At 57.1% G+C, this 16,480-nt stretch carries 14 protein-coding genes; 9 read left to right on the top strand and 5 right to left on the bottom strand.

The window, feature by feature from the left end; all coding sequences use genetic code 11:
* Positions 1 to 13 precede the first annotated feature (13 nt).
* The gene (gene imuA, locus ACYX4K_RS10215; protein ID WP_475092229.1) at positions 14 to 733 is read right to left on the bottom strand and encodes a translesion DNA synthesis-associated protein ImuA; all 720 of its coding nucleotides are present in this window, start codon (positions 731 to 733) and stop codon (positions 14 to 16) included.
* Between the two features lie 232 nt (positions 734 to 965).
* Between imuA and dcd the strand changes: the two genes are divergently transcribed.
* From dcd to ACYX4K_RS10200, 3 genes are read left to right on the top strand one after another with little or no spacing between them, the layout of a single operon-like run.
* On the top strand, positions 966 to 1,535 hold the full coding sequence (dcd, locus tag ACYX4K_RS10210) for a dCTP deaminase (protein ID WP_475092230.1): 570 nt from the start codon (positions 966 to 968) through the stop codon (positions 1,533 to 1,535).
* An 18-nt stretch (positions 1,536 to 1,553) separates the two neighbouring features.
* Complete coding sequence (locus ACYX4K_RS10205; RefSeq protein WP_475092231.1) at positions 1,554 to 2,759, top strand: BaiN/RdsA family NAD(P)/FAD-dependent oxidoreductase; 1,206 nt, start codon at positions 1,554 to 1,556, stop codon at positions 2,757 to 2,759.
* Complete coding sequence (locus ACYX4K_RS10200; protein ID WP_475092232.1) at positions 2,759 to 2,944, top strand: hypothetical protein; 186 nt, start codon at positions 2,759 to 2,761, stop codon at positions 2,942 to 2,944. Before ACYX4K_RS10205 ends, ACYX4K_RS10200 begins: the two co-directional genes overlap by 1 nt.
* 99 nt (positions 2,945 to 3,043) lie before the next feature.
* Here the strand turns inward: ACYX4K_RS10200 and ACYX4K_RS10195 are convergent, their stop codons facing one another.
* Together ACYX4K_RS10195 and ACYX4K_RS10190 are read right to left on the bottom strand one after the other, a co-directional pair.
* The gene (locus tag ACYX4K_RS10195) at positions 3,044 to 3,241 is read right to left on the bottom strand and encodes a hypothetical protein (protein ID WP_475092233.1); all 198 of its coding nucleotides are present in this window, start codon (positions 3,239 to 3,241) and stop codon (positions 3,044 to 3,046) included.
* A 253-nt stretch (positions 3,242 to 3,494) separates the two neighbouring features.
* A complete protein-coding gene (locus tag ACYX4K_RS10190) occupies positions 3,495 to 5,783 on the bottom strand; it encodes a S46 family peptidase (RefSeq protein WP_475092234.1) in 2,289 nt (762 codons plus the stop codon).
* 241 nt (positions 5,784 to 6,024) lie between these two features.
* On the opposite strand from ACYX4K_RS10190, the gene ACYX4K_RS10185 reads away from it, so the two are divergent.
* Positions 6,025 to 6,240 carry a DUF3820 family protein gene (locus ACYX4K_RS10185; RefSeq protein ID WP_475092235.1) on the top strand — a complete coding sequence of 72 codons (216 nt, stop codon included), beginning with the start codon at positions 6,025 to 6,027 and terminating at the stop codon, positions 6,238 to 6,240.
* Between the two features lie 79 nt (positions 6,241 to 6,319).
* Here ACYX4K_RS10185 and ACYX4K_RS10180 read toward each other — a convergent pair whose 3' ends face one another.
* Positions 6,320 to 6,589: a hypothetical protein gene (locus ACYX4K_RS10180; RefSeq protein WP_475092236.1), complete on the bottom strand. Its 270-nt coding sequence runs from the start codon at positions 6,587 to 6,589 to the stop codon at positions 6,320 to 6,322.
* Positions 6,590 to 7,316: 727 nt separating this feature from the next.
* Here ACYX4K_RS10180 and ACYX4K_RS10175 point away from each other — a divergent pair.
* Positions 7,317 to 10,196: a glycosyl hydrolase family 18 protein gene (locus tag ACYX4K_RS10175; RefSeq protein WP_475092237.1), complete on the top strand. Its 2,880-nt coding sequence runs from the start codon at positions 7,317 to 7,319 to the stop codon at positions 10,194 to 10,196.
* Positions 10,197 to 10,290: 94 nt separating this feature from the next.
* On the top strand, positions 10,291 to 11,877 hold the full coding sequence (locus ACYX4K_RS10170; RefSeq protein ID WP_475092238.1) for a glycosyl hydrolase family 18 protein: 1,587 nt from the start codon (positions 10,291 to 10,293) through the stop codon (positions 11,875 to 11,877).
* Between the two features lie 135 nt (positions 11,878 to 12,012).
* On the opposite strand, the gene gltA is transcribed toward ACYX4K_RS10170, so the two are convergent.
* A complete protein-coding gene (gene gltA / locus ACYX4K_RS10165) occupies positions 12,013 to 13,302 on the bottom strand; it encodes a citrate synthase (protein WP_475092239.1) in 1,290 nt (429 codons plus the stop codon).
* Positions 13,303 to 13,959: 657 nt separating this feature from the next.
* On the opposite strand from gltA, the gene sdhC reads away from it, so the two are divergent.
* Genes sdhC through sdhA form a run of 3 tightly spaced genes read left to right on the top strand, consistent with a single transcriptional unit; the run spans position 13,960 to position 16,472 of the window.
* Positions 13,960 to 14,334: a succinate dehydrogenase, cytochrome b556 subunit gene (sdhC, locus tag ACYX4K_RS10160; RefSeq protein ID WP_475092240.1), complete on the top strand. Its 375-nt coding sequence runs from the start codon at positions 13,960 to 13,962 to the stop codon at positions 14,332 to 14,334.
* Complete coding sequence (gene sdhD, locus ACYX4K_RS10155) at positions 14,328 to 14,696, top strand: succinate dehydrogenase, hydrophobic membrane anchor protein (RefSeq protein WP_475092241.1); 369 nt, start codon at positions 14,328 to 14,330, stop codon at positions 14,694 to 14,696. The genes sdhC and sdhD overlap by 7 nt, the downstream gene beginning before the upstream one ends.
* A gap of 3 nt (positions 14,697 to 14,699) precedes the next feature.
* Positions 14,700 to 16,472, top strand: coding sequence for a succinate dehydrogenase flavoprotein subunit (gene sdhA, locus ACYX4K_RS10150; RefSeq protein ID WP_475092242.1), 1,773 nt, complete (start codon positions 14,700 to 14,702; stop codon positions 16,470 to 16,472).
* Positions 16,473 to 16,480: the final 8 nt, after the last annotated feature.

Below are 16,480 nucleotides of genomic sequence, written 5' to 3'. Positions count from 1 at the left end.
CCGCCTTGCACATTCAGTGCAGCGGCTGGTCCTGTCGCACCAAATCCGGGTTGCGCGCCAGATGCACGCGCTGGCCGGACTTGCCGCTCAGTTGTTTGAACAGGTGCAGCGCCAGCTGCTCTCCATCGCTCTTCAGTTGCAGGCGCAGTGCTGCCGGAGACGGGATTTGTGCACAGGAGCCGGGGCGAAAATGAAAATGCAGGCAGTCGCCATCGCGGGCGGCTACCTGCAGCCGGCGCAGGTCTTTATCGGCCGGAGTCTCCCTGTTCTGCCACTGAATCAGCGCACCGCAGGCGCCGGATTGCAGGGACTGCTCTGCCGCCCACAGCTGATCCCGCTGTCCTCTGGGGTGCAGGATCAGCAGTTTCTCCAGTTGCACGCCGGCCTGTACCAGTGCCGGGGCGTAGGGGATATGCGGCGGGTTGATCAGGACCACCATGCGCCCCTGACGGGTGAGTTCCGCCAGGGTCGGCAGGATCAGTGACATCTCGCCGATACCAGCCTTGTCGACCAAAAACTCCGTGGTGGCCGCGCGGGGCCAACCGTGCCCGGCCAGCAAGGCATCCAGCCCGCGGTAGCCGGTACTGATTCCGGTGCGGGGACGGCGCTGGCCACTGGCCAGTTGCCAGATGTCCGGGCGGGTCAGCAGTTGCTGCAGCGGCTCGTCATTGGCCTGCTTGGCTGGCTGATCACCTAACTGCTTGTTTTGCAAAAAGTTTTCGGCGCTGTTCACGATCGGCTCGCTCCACACGGGGGTTCTGATGGGGTTTGACTGTATGTGTGTACAGTGTCTACTGGTGATTTATACAGTACGTGTCCAGTATCGGCAAGCCCGTACCAGGTCTGCGTGCGCTAAATTCGACACACCCCATTGGCACTTTTTTGAACAAGGTAAAACGGCTATGATTCGGCCTCTTCAAATGACCGCCAGAAATGGGCCAAGACCAGATAAGCGAGGGGACAGGGTGAGCATCAAATCCGATAAGTGGATTCGTCGTATGGCTGAGAGTGAGGGCATGATCGAGCCCTTCGAGCCGGGCCAGGTACGCCACGGGGCCTCCGGCGATCGCCTGATCTCCTACGGCACCTCCAGTTACGGCTACGATGTGCGCTGCGCCAACGAGTTCAAGATCTTCACCAACGTGCACTCCGCCACCGTGGACCCCAAGGCGTTCGACGAAGACAGCTTCGTGGATGTGCAGGGCGACTACTGTGTTATCCCGCCTAACTCTTTCGCCCTGGCGCGCACCGTGGAGTACTTCCGCATCCCGCGTTCGGTGCTGACCATCTGCCTGGGCAAGTCCACCTACGCCCGCTGCGGCATCATCGTGAATGTGACGCCGCTGGAGCCGGAATGGGAAGGGCATGTGACCCTGGAATTCTCCAACACCACCAACCTGCCGGCGAAGATCTACGCGAATGAAGGTGTGGCACAGATGCTGTTCTTCGAATCCGATGAAATCTGCGATGTGTCGTATAAAGACCGCGGCGGTAAATACCAGGGCCAGCGCGGCGTCACCCTGCCGAAGACCTGATCCGTAGACCACTAGCCAATGACAGACCTTCCCACCCAGGCCGATGTACTGATCATTGGCGCCGGCGCCGCCGGCCTGATGTGTGCCGCGGTGGCGGGCAAGCGTGGCCGCAGCGTGCTGGTGCTGGACCACGCCAACAAGGTCGGCAAAAAGATCCTGATGTCCGGCGGCGGCCGCTGCAACTTCACCAACCTGTACACGGCGCCGGACAACTTCTACAGCGAAAATCCGCACTTCTGTAAATCCGCCCTGGCCCGCTATACCCAGTGGGACTTTATCGCCCTGGTGGAAAAGCACGGCATCCCTTATCACGAGAAAACCCTCGGCCAGCTGTTCTGCGATAACAAATCCCGCGATATTGTCGATCTGCTGCTGGCGGAGTGCCGCGAAGCGAAAGCCCAGATTCGCACCCGCTGTGAGATCCAGCGTGTTGAGCCTCTTAATGAAGAGAGTGCGAAAGGCTTTGAGGTGCACACCTCCCTTGGCAAAGTGGTGTGTGAATCCCTGGTAGTCGCCACCGGCGGCCTGTCGATCCCCACCATGGGCGCCACCGGATTTGGCTACGACCTCGCCAGGCAGTTCGGCCACAACATTATCTCCACCCGCGCCGCGCTGGTGCCTTTCACATTGAATAAGCGTGCACTGGCGCGGCAGCAGGAATTACCCGGAACCTCACTGGCAGTGAATGCCAGCTGCGCCGAGGGCCATTTCCACGAGCAGATGCTGTTTACCCACAAGGGCCTGAGTGGCCCGGCGGTGTTGCAGGTTTCCAGCCACTGGAAAGAGGGTATACCGGTGAACTTCGACCTGGCACCGGGGCTGGACCTGTCCGAGTGGCTCAGTGAGCAGCGCGGCAAAAAGCAGGAGAGCTTTCTACATACGGTGCTGGCAGAGTTGTGGAGCAAAAAGCTGGTACAGTTTTTCCTGCAGAGAAATGGCCTGGAAAGCAAACCACTCAAGCAGTACAGCGAACAGGCGCTAAAGGATGTAGGCGAAAAGCTGCAGATCTGGACGCTGATCCCCGAGGGCACGGAAGGCTACCGCACCGCAGAAGTCACCCTTGGTGGCGTGGATACCAATGAAGTGTCATCGCGGAGTATGCAAAGTATGAAGCAAGCGGGGCTCTATTTTATTGGTGAAGTGCTCGACGTGACAGGCTGGCTGGGCGGGTTTAACTTTCAATGGGCCTGGGCGTCTGCCCACGCGGCTGGCGGGGAGGTCTGATGGGCGACGTGCTGCCATTTAAGCGGAAAACCGCTTGGGAAAAACACAAGGGTAGCAGTTTATGCCGCGACGGTTTTCACAAGTGGAAAGTAGTCACCGAAAGAAAGTTTGATGTAAAACAGGGAAAACTGGTGACCGAATACCGCTGTCAACGCTGCGGAAAAACAAAAACGAAGTTGGTGTAGTTCCGCAGGGCTGTCAGTATCACGGCCAGGCTCGGGTGACGGCTAGGGTGCTCGAACCTGGCGCTACTGGAAATGCCGCTAGTAAAGGGGCATTGCTGCTTAGCAGTCTTTATCCTCTGCACCGGCTTTTTCTTTTACATCTTCACAGGTGTCTTCTACCGCATTACCGATATCGGTTGCGGTTTCATCAATGGTTTCACCGATTTCTTCTGCACCGGATTCTTTCTCACAGGCCGTGATTCCCGTTACCAACAGCGCGGCAAAACCGATAATGCTTAACTTTTTCAGAGTGTCCATAGGTTAGCTCCTTTGGGGCTGGTGGGTACTGTATTCCTGCGACCATTCTCAGGAAGAAGGTTCGCAAGCTTGGCTCCCGAAATAACATGTGCGCGGGTTATTTGATTTCAAGGGGTGGGTGCCCGGAAAAACTCGGGGCCGTTGAAAACTGTTAATTCTGTCACGCAGGCGGTGAGAGATGGCGGGATGTTTGACGGTATTCAGAAACAAAAAAGCCGGCGGCTGCCGGCTTTTTCAAAGGGAGAGCGGGATATCAGTGATCGGATTTTTCCGCTACACCCATTTCTTCCAGCAGATTATCTGCGTGGTCGATGTTTTCCATTACCCACAGCATATATTCCACGTCCACATGGATTGCGCGGGTATTGTCATTGAAGTCCCAGTCTGCGTTGATGCTGTCGTAGGTGCCGTCAAATACCAGGCCGATAAATTCGCCCTTGCCGTTCATGGTGGCAGAACCTGAGTTGCCGCCGGTGATGTCTACGGTGGTGAGGAAGTTCACCGGAACAGAGTCCAGGTCCTCATCATAGAAGCGGCCGTACTCCTTGTTTTTGATCGCATCCAGTTGTGCTTGGGGCGTATCAAAAGGATCAACGCCTGTGTACTTGGCCTCGATGCCACGCAGGGTGGTGAAGGGCACAAAGCCATCCTTGCCATCGTTGCCGTCAGCCGCGCCTTTGATGGTGCCTGCGGGCGGGGTGTAGCCTTTCACCAAACCGTAGGTGAGGCGCAGAGAACTGTTGGCATCCGGATAGACCGGTTTGCCCTGCTCGTTGTAGTAGGCGATCAGCAGGTCCATATACTGCGGGCGCAGCTCGGCGAAGCGACCGGACATGGCTTTTTCGTTCTGCTCAATGGCAAAACGGTCGTCATAGGTCGCCACGGCCAACTGGATGAACGGATCGTCGCTGTTGCGGAAGTCTTCCGGTGATTTTTCCATCCACGCGAGGCGGGTTTCGGTATCGGTGAGCCCGGTCTTTTCGTACATGGCGGATAGCTTTTTCTGCAGCGCCTCGCCACTCAGTTCTCCGTCGAAGAAGTTGTCGAAGCTCTCCAGGTGCTGATCCTGGGGCAGGGCGTTATAGCGCTCGAGGAAGTAGGTCCAGATAGCCTGGTCCACGGTTGGCTCGAAGCTGCGCTCGATGCGCTTCATGCTCTCGCTAAAGCGGGTCATGTCACGTTCCTGGTAACCGGGTTCACGCTCCATGTTCGGCTTTTGCTTCTCGAGGCTGAGACGATAGAGGCGCTGTGCACTGCTCAGCATCGCCGAGCGATTCATGTAGCCCAGCAACAGATCGCGTTCCTGGGTGGATTGCTCTTCCGCAATTAATTGCTTCAGGTCGGCAATGACTGAAGAGTACTTTTTCTTGGATTCCGGATTGGCTTCGATCCACGCCTGTAGGTCTTTTTCCAACTGCTGCTTGCGCTGCAGAAGGTCGCTGCGGTTGTAGCCTTCCATCATGCCGGTGAAGTTTTTCGCGTAGTTATTGAGGCCGGCGACCAGGCTTGCGTACTTGAGCGCGGCATCTTTGTTGTTCTCGGTGGCAGAGCCGATTACTTCAGACCACTCCGCCAGTACTTTCTGCATGGTGGGGTAGTACCAGCTGAAGTTGTTGCTGACTTCTTCCGCGGTGCGGTAGCGGTTGGTGCGACCCGGGTAGCCCGCAACCATTACATAGTCGCCTTCCTTTGGCCCCTCGGTGGCCACCGTCAGGTGGTGCTTGGGTTTGTAAGGCACATTGTCTTTGGAGAAGTCGGCGGGTTTGCCATCCGGGCCCACATAGGCGCGCAGGAAGGAGTAGTCGCCGGTGTGACGCGGCCACATCCAGTTGTCGATGTCACCGCCGAACTTGCCGATGGAGGCCGCGGGAGCGTGCACCAGGCGCACATCGCGAATGGCCAGCTGTTTGATCAGGTAATAGCTGGCGCCGCCGTAGTAGCTGTAGACCTCACAGCGGTGACCGGGGTCGGATTCACACTCGGCGACCAGCGCCTTTTCCGCGTCTTCAATGGCTTTGAAACGGGTGGCTCCGTCCATGTCATCGCTGAGTTTGCTGTTGATCTTGTCTGTGACTTCGTTCATGTCCACGGTGACATAGATACGCGACCCCGGTGCCGCAGGCACTTCCTCTTCCAGGGTTTTGGCGAGGAAACCGTTGGCCAGCAGGTCGTTGTCTTCGGTGGAGTTGTAGGAAATGGAGCCGTAGGCGCAATGGTGGTTGGTGGCGACCAGGCCCTGAGGGGAGACGAAGCTTGCAGAGCAGCCACCCAGGCTCACCACAGCATTCATCGGAAATTTGGTCAGATCCGTCATGGTTTTCGGATCCAGCTCCAGGCCGAGCTCTTTCAGTTTATTGCCGATTTCCGGCAGCTGACGCGGCATCCACATGCCTTCGGTCGAGACGGTTTCGGCTGCGGGGGCACTTTTCTCGGCGGCTGCATCCACCGGAGTTGCGTTTTCTTGCGCGGATTTGCCACAGGCGGTGAGCAGGGCAATGGATAGGGCCAGCCCGAATTTGTGTGTGAGCTTGATGTTGTTCACTGTCATTCCTTCAACAAATTGTTGGGGTCTGCACTTGTTTGTTTATTGAGTGTGCAGGAAATTGCGCCAGGGATCTTCCGGGCGAACAAAAAATGAACGGCCACTGAAGGCCGGTCAACCGATACTGCCATAGAAATCGTAGAGCAAAAACCGTCTGTGCGATCAGCAGAGATCTGGCCGGGGTAGGGGCGAGTCAGTGTAGAATTCTGAAATAAGTATTTGAGCCGACTGGGAATTTGAAATGCTGGACAAGCAGGATCTGGTGGATATCGCGCGCACCGAAATGCCATTTGGCAAGTACGCGGGACGGGTATTGATCGATCTGCCGGAGGAGTACTTGTTGTGGTTTGCCAAGAAAGAGTTTCCCAAGGGGCGGCTGGGGCACCTGATGGCGTTAACGCTGGAGATCAAGATTGAAGGCCTGGATGGCCTGGTGAAACCACTAAAAAAACAGTGAGCCCTGTGGCTCACTGTTTTTTGCATCCTCTACACATCACACTAACTGTGCGCGCAGTGGATATCTATATTGCCGACAGTTACCGATAAACGCGGCGGCCGCGGCTGTCGTAGTAATACTGTCTCTTCTTCTCGCGGTCGTACAGCCAACCGCCAGCGCCACCAAGCGCCGCACCGACAGCGGCACCGCCGATATCGCCACCGGTTACCAGTGCGCCGGTGACAGCGCCAATACCAATGCCAGTGCCCACACGGCGATCTGTGTCGCTCATGTTGGCACAACCCGCTGTGGTCAGGGAGAGGGCCAGGGCGGAAGCCAGGCCGGCACGTTTAAAAGTCTGAAACTGCATAATTACTCCGTCTGCATTTGCTCGGATATCGCAGCTGGAGTGTATGGTGCGGATAGCGCCGCCCCCACGCTGCCGTGGCGCAAAAGCGGAGGCGGAAAGCAAAATGAGAAAAAAGTTTGGGATGCGCGCGAGGGATCCTACACTGGTACCAGTCCCGGGAAGACTCCCCCATCGCGAGACGAGGTGGAGTGCCAACAAAAAGCGGTCCGTAACCGAGACTGAGCATGACCGTAAATAGGCCCACAGCGGGTAGCCACTGGTCTGAGAATTGATTTCAGCGAGGCGAACAGCGGTAAGTTTCAGTCAGCTTGATTGGGAAAATGGGGCGAAGCGGTCGACAGAGTTCGGCCGCTTTTCTTTTCTTGTGCCTCTCTCTTACCCTCTTTCTCCCTCTCCCCAGGTCGCAAAAGCGAAAAATACCCGCCAGAAACGCAATCCTCTGTGTGACTTACCTCTCATGACTGCCTAAGGGGGCTGGTCAAGATTGAGGTCCGGGGGTATTGTGAAAGAGTAATGACACCGCTGTCATGTTTTTGTGAAAAATGACAGCGGTGTCATGGCTGAAAGAGGTACTGTTAAAGAAATAACAAAGAAGTACCGGTATCCAGACATTACTGAATGCCGTTCAATCGGGGGCAGCGCTGCCCGTTGAGGTAAGACGGACGCTACACCGCTGCTCTCATTGATAGATCCTGATCAATAAAAGATAACGACAAGGTGAAAATCAATGAAAGGGCTCACTCCCAGTCCCTGGCGCCGCGCGCTCCTTGCGCTTGGTCTCGCCACCAGCTCCACCGCCATCGCCGCACCCGGCGCCCCCACCATCGAGTGGATGGAAACCAGCTTTGCCATCATCGAGGTGGACGACGCGGCCACTGCCTACGAGCAGCTGATTACGGTAAACGACTACGCAGAAGTGCCGGTAGAATGGACCAAGTGGTCCGGTGACCCCGCAACTTCAGCGCAGTACCTGTTAAACGGGCAGGTCGTACTGGAGCAGACCGTTACTGGCGGCGATACGCAAACCGGCTCTGCAACCTTGCAGGTTGCCGAGGGCGGCCAGTATTCACTGCAGGTTGCACTGTGTAATGACGACGGCTGTGCGACCTCTGCAGCCACCGATATCGTGATTGCGGACACCGATGGCAGCCACCTGGACCCGCTGACCATTACCGCTGGCGAGAATAACCAGCCGTACGAAAACACCAGCAATTCCGTGGTGGGTACCTACTTTGTGGAGTGGGGTGTTTACGGACGTAAATTCTCCGTGGATATGATGCCCTCCTATAACCTGACCCACATTATCTACGGATTTATTCCGATCTGTGGTGGCGACGGCATCAATGACAGCCTGAAGGAAATCGAAGGTTCTTTCCAGGCGCTGCAACGTTCCTGTTCCGGTCGTGAAGACTTCAAGGTATCTCTGCACGATCCATTCGCCGCAGTACAGAAGTCGCAAACCGGCCAGACATATTCCGACCCTTACAAAGGTAACTTCGGCCAGTTGATGGCGCTGAAGCAGGCCTACCCGGACCTGAAAATCCTGCCTTCCATTGGTGGCTGGACACTGTCAGACCCCTTCTACTTCTTCGGCGATGCTGCCAAGCGTCAGACTTTCGTAGACTCGGTCGAAGAGTTCATGCGCACCTGGAAATTCTTCGACGGTGTGGATATCGACTGGGAATACCCGGGCGGCCAGGGCGCCAACCCGAATCTGGGCGATCCTGCCACCGATGGCGAAACCTATCGCCTGTTGATGCGCGACCTGCGCGCCATGCTCGATGGGCTCGAGCAGGAAACTGGTCGTGAATACCAGCTCACTTCAGCCATTGGTGCTGGCTCCGACAAGATTGAAGATGTGGACTATGCCGATGTACAGCAGTACATGGATTACATCTTCATGATGACCTACGACTTCTACGGCGCATTCAGCCTGGAAACATTGGGTCACCAAACGGCGCTGTACGCACCGTCCTGGCGTCCTGACACCGACTACACCGCTCACAATGGCGTTCAGAATATGCTGAGCCTCGGTGTGGATCCGGGCAAACTGGTGGTAGGTGCGGCCATGTACGGCCGTGGCTGGACCGGGGTCAACGGTTGGACCGGCAATGATCATATGACCGGTACTGCCACAGGTGCAGTGGACGGCACATGGGAAGCGGGTGTCGTGGATTACCGCGATATCGTTGAGCGGCTTGCTACCGGCCAGTGGGAGGAGTACTACGACGAAACCGCCGAAGCGCCTTACATGTTCAAGCCGAGTACCGGCGACCTGATTACCTACGATAACCGCCGCTCTGTGCTGGCCAAGGGCGCCTATGTCCAGGCCAATAACCTGGCGGGCCTGTTCTCCTGGGAAATCGACGCGGACAACGGTGACATCCTCAATGCCATGCACGAAGCCCTGGGACACGGCGGTGGTCAGAACAACCGCGCGCCGACGGCGCGGGCCGGTGGTGACCAGTCTGTGGATGCTGGTGCAAGTGTCGCCCTGAATGGCAGCAGCTCCAGTGACCTCGACGGTGACCCGCTCACCTACAGCTGGGCGCAGGTTTCCGGTGCCAGTGTCAGCCTGCAGAACGCCAGCAGCGTCTCTGCCAGCTTCACCGCACCTTCTGTTACTGCCGATGAAGATCTAGTGTTTGAGTTGACCGTCACCGACGACAGCGGCGCCAGTGATACCGATCAGGTAGTGGTTACGGTGCTTGCCGACCAGCCGAATCAGGCGCCGAGCGCCGACGCAGGAGCCGATCAGATCGTTGTCACCCCAGCTACCGTATCTCTGAACGGCAGTGCTTCCAGCGACCCGGATGGCGACGCTCTTACCTACAGCTGGACCCAGGTTTCCGGTGCGCCGGTAACCCTGAGCAGCGCTTCTGCGGCCAACCCGAGCTTCTCCGCTGCCGAAGTGTCTGCAGAGCAGGAACTGGTATTCGAGCTGAGCGTCAGCGACGGTTCTCTGAGTGACGATACTCCGGACCAGGTCAGCATCTTCCTGCTGCCACCGGATGCCAACACGCCTCCGGAGGTCACTGCTCCGGCCCAGGTCACCATTCAGGAGGGGGCTACCGATTCCATTACCGCAGTGGGCACCGATGCCGATGGCGACGCGCTGACCTACACCTGGAGCGGTATGAAAAGCGGTACCGGCGACACCATCACGATCACAGCGCCACAGGTAGAAGCCGATACCGACTTCACCCTGACAGTGACCGTGAGCGATGGTATCGACAGTGCCAGTGCCAATGTCACCGTGACCGTAACCAACAGTACCGGTGGTGGCGGCTGCGACATGACCGATCCGAACGCGGGTAACTACCCGGCCTGGCAGTCCGGCAGCACCTATCTCGGTGGCGATGAGGTCAGCCACGACGATCTGGTCTGGGAAGCCAAGTACTGGACCCAGCAGGAGCCGGGCTTCAGCGCCGCGGACTGGAAGCTGATCAGTGACGTGGAAGTGCCCTGGAATGCCAGCACGGCCTACAACGGTGGTGATGAAGTCAACCACAACGGCAAGCGTTACCGCGCCAAGTGGTGGACTCAGGGCCAGGAGCCGAGCACCTCTTCCGACTGGGAAGAGATTGGTGACTCGACCTGTAACTAAGTGTTAAAGCAGTAAACAGAGGGCGCTACGGCGCCCTCTGCTCTTTCCGATGTCTGTGTAAGCAAACCTTCTAAAAATAACTTAGGAAAACGCTATGAAAAGGCAATTAATGAGCCTGCTTGCGCTCGGGTTGTTTTCGATCGAGGCCGCGGCAGTAGACTGCAGTGCGCGACCGGATTGGCAGAGTGCCGGCATTTATGTGGGGGATGACTCGGTTCAGCACCTGGGAAACGCCTATACCGCAAAATGGTGGACGCAAAACCAGAACCCGGCGACCCACTCGGGCACCTGGGATGTGTGGGCTTACGACGGCGCCTGTGATGGCGGCTCGTCCTCGTCCAGTTCTTCATCTTCCAGCTCCTCATCTTCCAGCTCATCCAGTTCTTCATCTTCTTCAAGCTCTTCTTCCAGTTCATCGTCGAGCTCGAGTGGCGGGTCCGGCGGTGGCTCCTGCACGTCGTTGCAATATGTAGCGGGCACAAGCTATGCCGCGGGCCAGCTGGTGCAGAACGTGGGTCTGGAATTCCAGTGCAATATCGCAGGCTGGTGTTCTTCCAGTGCTGCCTGGGCTTATGAGCCGGGAGTAGGTGCTCACTGGCAGGACGCCTGGAGTCAGGTCGGTGATTGCGGTAGCTCCTCATCTTCCAGTAGTTCATCCAGTGGCGGTTCGAGCTCGTCATCCAGTTCCAGCAGCTCGTCTGGTGGCTCATCGTCCGGTGGTAACAGCGGCCTGTTACCGAAGCATGCTCTGGTGGGGTACTGGCACAACTTTGACAACGGATCTGGCCTGTATCGCATAAGCGAAGTCTCAGATGTATGGGACGTGATTGTGGTGGCTTTTGTCGATGACGCGGGCAATGGCAATATCGAATTCAATCTCGATCCAGGCCTGGACAAGCAGCAGTTTATTGCCGACATTGCTGCCAAACGAGCCGCCGGAAAAATCGTGATTGCTTCCTACGGTGGCGAGAAGGGTACAGTGACTCTCAATACCGAGGAAAATGTCACCAACTTCGTGAACAGTACTGCGGCAATGATCGACGAGTACGGATTTGACGGGATCGATATCGATCTGGAGTCCGGCGCCGGTGTGATGCATGGAGCACCTGTGATCCAGAACATGGTGAATGCCGTCAAGCAGCTGAAACAACAGTACCCGGGCATGTACCTGTCCATGGCACCGGAGCATCCGTATGTGCAGGGCGGCTACGTATCTTACACCGGTATCTGGGGCGCCTATTTGCCGATGATCGACCAGCTGCGCGATGACCTGGATTTACTGCATGTGCAGCTGTACAACAATGGCAGTCTGGCCACGCCTTACCGCGGGCAGGCGTATGCGGCAGGCACTGTGGACATGATGGTGGCTTCAGCACTGATGCTGATCGAAGGTTTCCCTCTCGGCTATGGTGACGCGGGATTCTTTGAGGGCTTGCGCCCGGATCAGGTGGGTCTCGCACTACCGTCTGGTCCCCGCGCCGCTGGTAGCGGTTTTGCGACTACGGCCGACATTAACAGTGCCCTGGATTGTCTGACCCAGCAGCTGAACTGTGACACGCTGACGCCGTCACAGGCGTACCCTACATTTAACGGTGTAATGACCTGGTCCATTAACTGGGATATGCACGACGGTGGCATCTTCTCAGGACCGGTGGGTAGTCACGTTCATACCCTGCCGTAATATCGGCTGATGTAAAAAACAATCCCCCGCACCGTCAGGTGTGGGGGATTTGTCGTGCCCGGAACTGGGCGAACAGAATTTTCAGGCATAAAAAAACCCGGCATTTGCCGGGTTTTTCTGTTCTGGAGTGGTCGCTTAGCGATTGTCCAGGGATACGTAGTCGCGCGCGGTGTAGCCGGTGTACAGCTGGCGCGGACGGCCAATCTTGTATGGGTTGGAGATCATTTCGTTCCAGTGGGCGATCCAGCCGGCGGTGCGGCCGGTGGCGAAGATCACGGTGAACATGTCGGTAGGAATACCGATGGCCTTCATGATGATGCCTGAGTAGAAGTCCACGTTCGGGTAGAGTTTCTTCTCGACGAAGTACTCGTCTTCCAGGGCGATCTTTTCCAGCTTCTTGGCGATGCGCAGCAGCGGATCGTTTTCGGCGCCCATGGCACCCAGAACTTCGTCACAGATACCCTGCATGACGCGGGAGCGCGGGTCGAAGTTCTTGTAGACGCGGTGTCCGAAGCCCATCAGGCGGAACGGATCGTTTTTGTCTTTGGCCTTGGCAACATACTCGTCGATACGGCTTTCATCGCCGATTTCCTGCAGCATGTTCAGTACCGCTTCGTTGGCGCCGCCGTGTGCCGGGCCCCACAGGGTCGCGATGCCGGAGGAGATACAGGCGAAGGGGTTGGCACCGGAGGAGCCGGCCAGACGCACGGTAGAAGTAGAGGCGTTCTGCTCGTGGTCTGCGTGCAGCAGGAAGATCACGTCCATGGCCTTGGCCACAATCGGATCGATTTTGCTCGGCTCACAGGGGTTGCCGAACATCATGTGCAGGAAGTTTTCGGAGTAGCTCAGGCTGTTGTCCGGGTACATGAACGGCTGGCCCTTGCTGTGCTTGTAGCACATGGCGGCCAGGGTCGGCATTTTGGCGATCAGGCGGTCCGCTGAGATCTTGCGGTGCTCGGGATCGGTGATGTCCAGGGAGTCGTGGTAGAAGGAGGCGAGGGCGCCGACAACGCCACACATCATGGCCATCGGGTGAGCATCGTAGCGGAAGCCCTTGAAGAAGTTGACCAGAGACTCATGCACCATGGTGTGGTTCATGATGCTGTCGACGTATTCCTTCTTCTGCGCAGCACTCGGCAGTTCGCCGTTCATCAGCAGGTAGCAGGTTTCCAGGTAGTCGGATTTCTCTGCCAGTTGCTCGATGGGGTAGCCGCGGTGCAGCAGTACGCCCTTGGCGCCATCGATATAAGTGATCTTGGATTCGCAGGAGGCGGTGGACATGAAGCCCGGGTCGTAGGTGAACAGGCCTTTGCTGGCCAGGCTGCTGACGTCAACAACGTCGGGACCGGCAGTGCCTGAGTAGACCGGCAGGTCGTAAGGTGCGTCGATACCGTCGACCGTGAGTTGAGCTTTCTTGTCGGACATTGTGGACTCCTAAAAACTATTCTTTCGCCAGCTTTTTATTTCCACACAAATCACTAATTGAATTCGGTGATTCTACGGCCCGGGGAGGGCGCTATCCGCGCGTATCTGTGATCACCTTTTTATAGATAAGGCGTATCCAGACGTTTTCTGTACGCAAGCACAACCCGGAAAGTGCCGGATTCTGCGGGCTCGGAGGGCCTTCGTTGGCGGCATCCGGACGCGGATATGGGGCTAGCGGGCTTTTGAGCGCGGCCAAACTTAAGTGCCGCGCCTCAAATTGTCAAACCAAATCGAATTGGTCGACCAATTCGATGCCCGCAGGATCTTCCGTATAGAGTAAAAGTGGCAGGGATTTTGCCTGCTTGGGTTGGGATTCTGGCGTGTAAATTTGGGTGCGCTGTGATCGGGGCAAATATTGCGTCTCATACCATGGTCTGGTGTGTGGCGTGGATTGCAACTGGTACAAAGCCGCCTCTGGCGACTTCCCGTTCGTTGTGTTTTGAATTTTGAATGCCTATAATCCGCGCGGCTTGCGCCTTGGTAAGGCCACTTTGTACAAGACCTCAACAGGTTGTGTGGATAGTGATCAGCAAGCTCGCCCGGTAAACAGAAAACTAACGGGCGCCCCGTCTTTCAGGGCAACAAGGTGTTTTTCCTGTGAACAAAAACAGACCTGTCAATTTAGACATTTCTACTATCAAGCTCCCTGCGCCAGCGTTGGTTTCGATTCTGCACCGTATTTCCGGTGTGGTGCTCTTCGCTGTGGTTGCACTTCTTTTGTGCATGCTGGATTCCAGTCTGGAATCTGAGCAGGGTTTCCAAAAAGTAGCAGACTTTTTTACCAGTGTGCCGGCCAAGCTTGTCTTGTGGGCCTCTCTGGCTGCGCTCATTTACCACTTGATTGCGGGTGTGCGTCACCTGTTGATGGATGTGGGTCTAGGTGAGAGCCTGGAAGGTGGCCGTCGCGGAGCGGTGATCGTACTGGTGCTTTCAGTTGTGCTCATCCTGCTAGCGGGGGTTCTGGTATGGTAAAGGCAGTTACTGGTTTCGGCCGCAGTGGCCTGTACGACTGGTTTATTCAGCGCATCAGTGCCGTGGTACTGGTGGCTTACACCCTCTTTATAGTGGGTTTCATTTTCCTCTCCAAAGATTTTGGCTACGCCAGCTGGTCCGCGCTGTTCGAACAGCGCTGGGTACGCGTATTCAGCCTGGTTGCCCTGCTTTCCACCCTTGCTCATGCCTGGATCGGTCTCTGGTCCGTGGTTACCGATTACCTCACCAACCGGATGATGGGTGGCAAAGCCACTGTTTTGCGCATCCTGGTTGAAGTACTGCTGGGCGCGGTTGCCGTGTTCTATGCAGTGTGGGGCTTTGAAATTCTGTGGGGTGTGTAAACCATGTCGAATATGCGAACAATAACCTTTGACGGTATCGTGATCGGTGGCGGCGGCGCAGGTATGCGTGCGGCGCTGCAGATGGCCCAGTCCGGCTTCAAGACCGCTGTAATCACCAAAGTCTTCCCGACCCGTTCTCATACGGTGTCTGCCCAGGGTGGTATCACCTGCGCGATCGCCAGCGATGACCCCAATGACGATTGGCGCTGGCACATGTACGACACCGTCAAAGGCTCCGACTATATCGGTGATCAGGACGCGATCGAGTACATGTGTTCCGTAGGTCCCGAAGCTGTGTTCGAACTCGAGCACATGGGCCTGCCGTTCTCCCGTACAAAAGAAGGCCGCATCTATCAGCGTCCGTTTGGTGGCCAGTCCAAGGACTTTGGCCGCGGTGGTCAGGCTGCGCGCACCTGCGCGGCGGCGGACCGTACCGGTCACGCCCTGTTGCACACCCTGTATCAGAACAACGTCAAGCACAACACCGTATTCCTGAACGAATGGTTCGCGGTGGATCTGGTGAAGAACCAGGACGGTGCGATTGTCGGTGTTATTGCCATCTGTATCGAAGACGGCGAAGTGGTCTTCATTAAATCCAAAGCCACCGTGTTGGCGACTGGTGGTGCGGGCCGAATTTTCGCATCGACCACCAATGCGCACATCAATACCGGTGATGGCGTTGGCATGGCGCTGCGCGCAGGCGTGCCGGTGCAGGATATCGAGATGTGGCAGTTCCACCCCACCGGCATTTACGGTGCGGGCACTCTGGTGACCGAGGGTTGCCGTGGTGAAGGCGGCTACCTGATCAATAAAGATGGCGAGCGCTTTATGGAGCGTTACGCCCCCAATGCCAAAGACCTGGCTGGCCGCGATGTAGTCGCCCGCTCAATGGTGTTGGAAATCCTCGATGGCCGCGGTGCCGGCCCCAATGGCGATCACGTGTACCTGAAGCTGGATCACCTGGGTGAAGAGCTGTTGCACAGCCGCTTGCCCGGTATCTGTGAATTGTCCAAAACCTTCGCACATGTGGATCCGGTGAAAGCGCCGATCCCGGTTGTACCGACCTGTCACTACATGATGGGTGGTATTCCCACTAATGTGCACGGCCAGGCCCTGACCCAGGACGCCGCTGGCAACGATCAGGTGATTGATGGTTTGTACGCTTGTGGTGAAGTTGCCTGTGTATCTGTACACGGTGCCAACCGCCTGGGTGGCAACTCTCTGCTGGACCTGGTGGTGTTTGGTCGCGCTTCCGGCCTCTTCATCGAGAAGGCTCTGCGCGAGGGTATCGAGAACCGTGAAGCTTCCGAGTCCGACATCGAAGCGGCCATGTCGCGCTTGAACAGCATCGACAATACCAACGATGGCGAAGGTGCGGCAGCGCTGCGCAGCGAGCTGCAGAATGTCATGCAGAACCACTTCGGTGTATTCCGCCGCGGTGACTACATGGCCGAAGGCGTTAAGAAGCTCGACGATCTGCGCGGGCGCATCGCCAATGTGCGTCTGGACGACAAGTCCAAGGCGTTCAACACCGCGCGCATCGAAGCGCTGGAACTGCAGAACCTGCTGGAAGTGGCCGAAGCCACCGCGATCGCTGCCGAAGTGCGCACCGAAAGCCGCGGCGCCCACGCCCGCGAAGACTTCCAGGAGCGCGACGACGAAAACTGGCTGTGCCACTCCATGTTCTTCCCCGCGGAAAAACGTGTTGGCAAGCGTGCCGTGAACTTTGCGCCCAACACCGTAGAAGCTTTCGAACCGAAAGCGCGTACCTACTAATTCGGGAG

The sequence above is a fragment of the Microbulbifer sp. ABF4_107 genome (assembly GCF_056312215.1).
Note: the sequence above shows the minus strand (reverse complement) of the source record. Positions and strands in the feature narration are given on the sequence as shown.

What these genes read in the sequence shown, in the direction of transcription:
- ACYX4K_RS10175 (WP_475092237.1), top strand. Translation starts at nt 7,317, where the DNA reads ATGAAAGGGCTCACTCCCAGTCCCTGGCGCCGCGCGCTCCTTGCGCTT.
- ACYX4K_RS10195 (WP_475092233.1), bottom strand. Translation starts at nt 3,241, where the DNA reads ATGGACACTCTGAAAAAGTTAAGCATTATCGGTTTTGCCGCGCTGTTG.
- ACYX4K_RS10200 (WP_475092232.1), top strand. Translation starts at nt 2,759, where the DNA reads ATGGGCGACGTGCTGCCATTTAAGCGGAAAACCGCTTGGGAAAAACAC.
- sdhA (WP_475092242.1), top strand. Translation starts at nt 14,700, where the DNA reads ATGTCGAATATGCGAACAATAACCTTTGACGGTATCGTGATCGGTGGC.
- ACYX4K_RS10185 (WP_475092235.1), top strand. Translation starts at nt 6,025, where the DNA reads ATGCTGGACAAGCAGGATCTGGTGGATATCGCGCGCACCGAAATGCCA.
- ACYX4K_RS10180 (WP_475092236.1), bottom strand. Translation starts at nt 6,589, where the DNA reads ATGCAGTTTCAGACTTTTAAACGTGCCGGCCTGGCTTCCGCCCTGGCC.
- ACYX4K_RS10205 (WP_475092231.1), top strand. Translation starts at nt 1,554, where the DNA reads ATGACAGACCTTCCCACCCAGGCCGATGTACTGATCATTGGCGCCGGC.
- gltA (WP_475092239.1), bottom strand. Translation starts at nt 13,302, where the DNA reads ATGTCCGACAAGAAAGCTCAACTCACGGTCGACGGTATCGACGCACCT.
- sdhD (WP_475092241.1), top strand. Translation starts at nt 14,328, where the DNA reads ATGGTAAAGGCAGTTACTGGTTTCGGCCGCAGTGGCCTGTACGACTGG.
- ACYX4K_RS10170 (WP_475092238.1), top strand. Translation starts at nt 10,291, where the DNA reads ATGAAAAGGCAATTAATGAGCCTGCTTGCGCTCGGGTTGTTTTCGATC.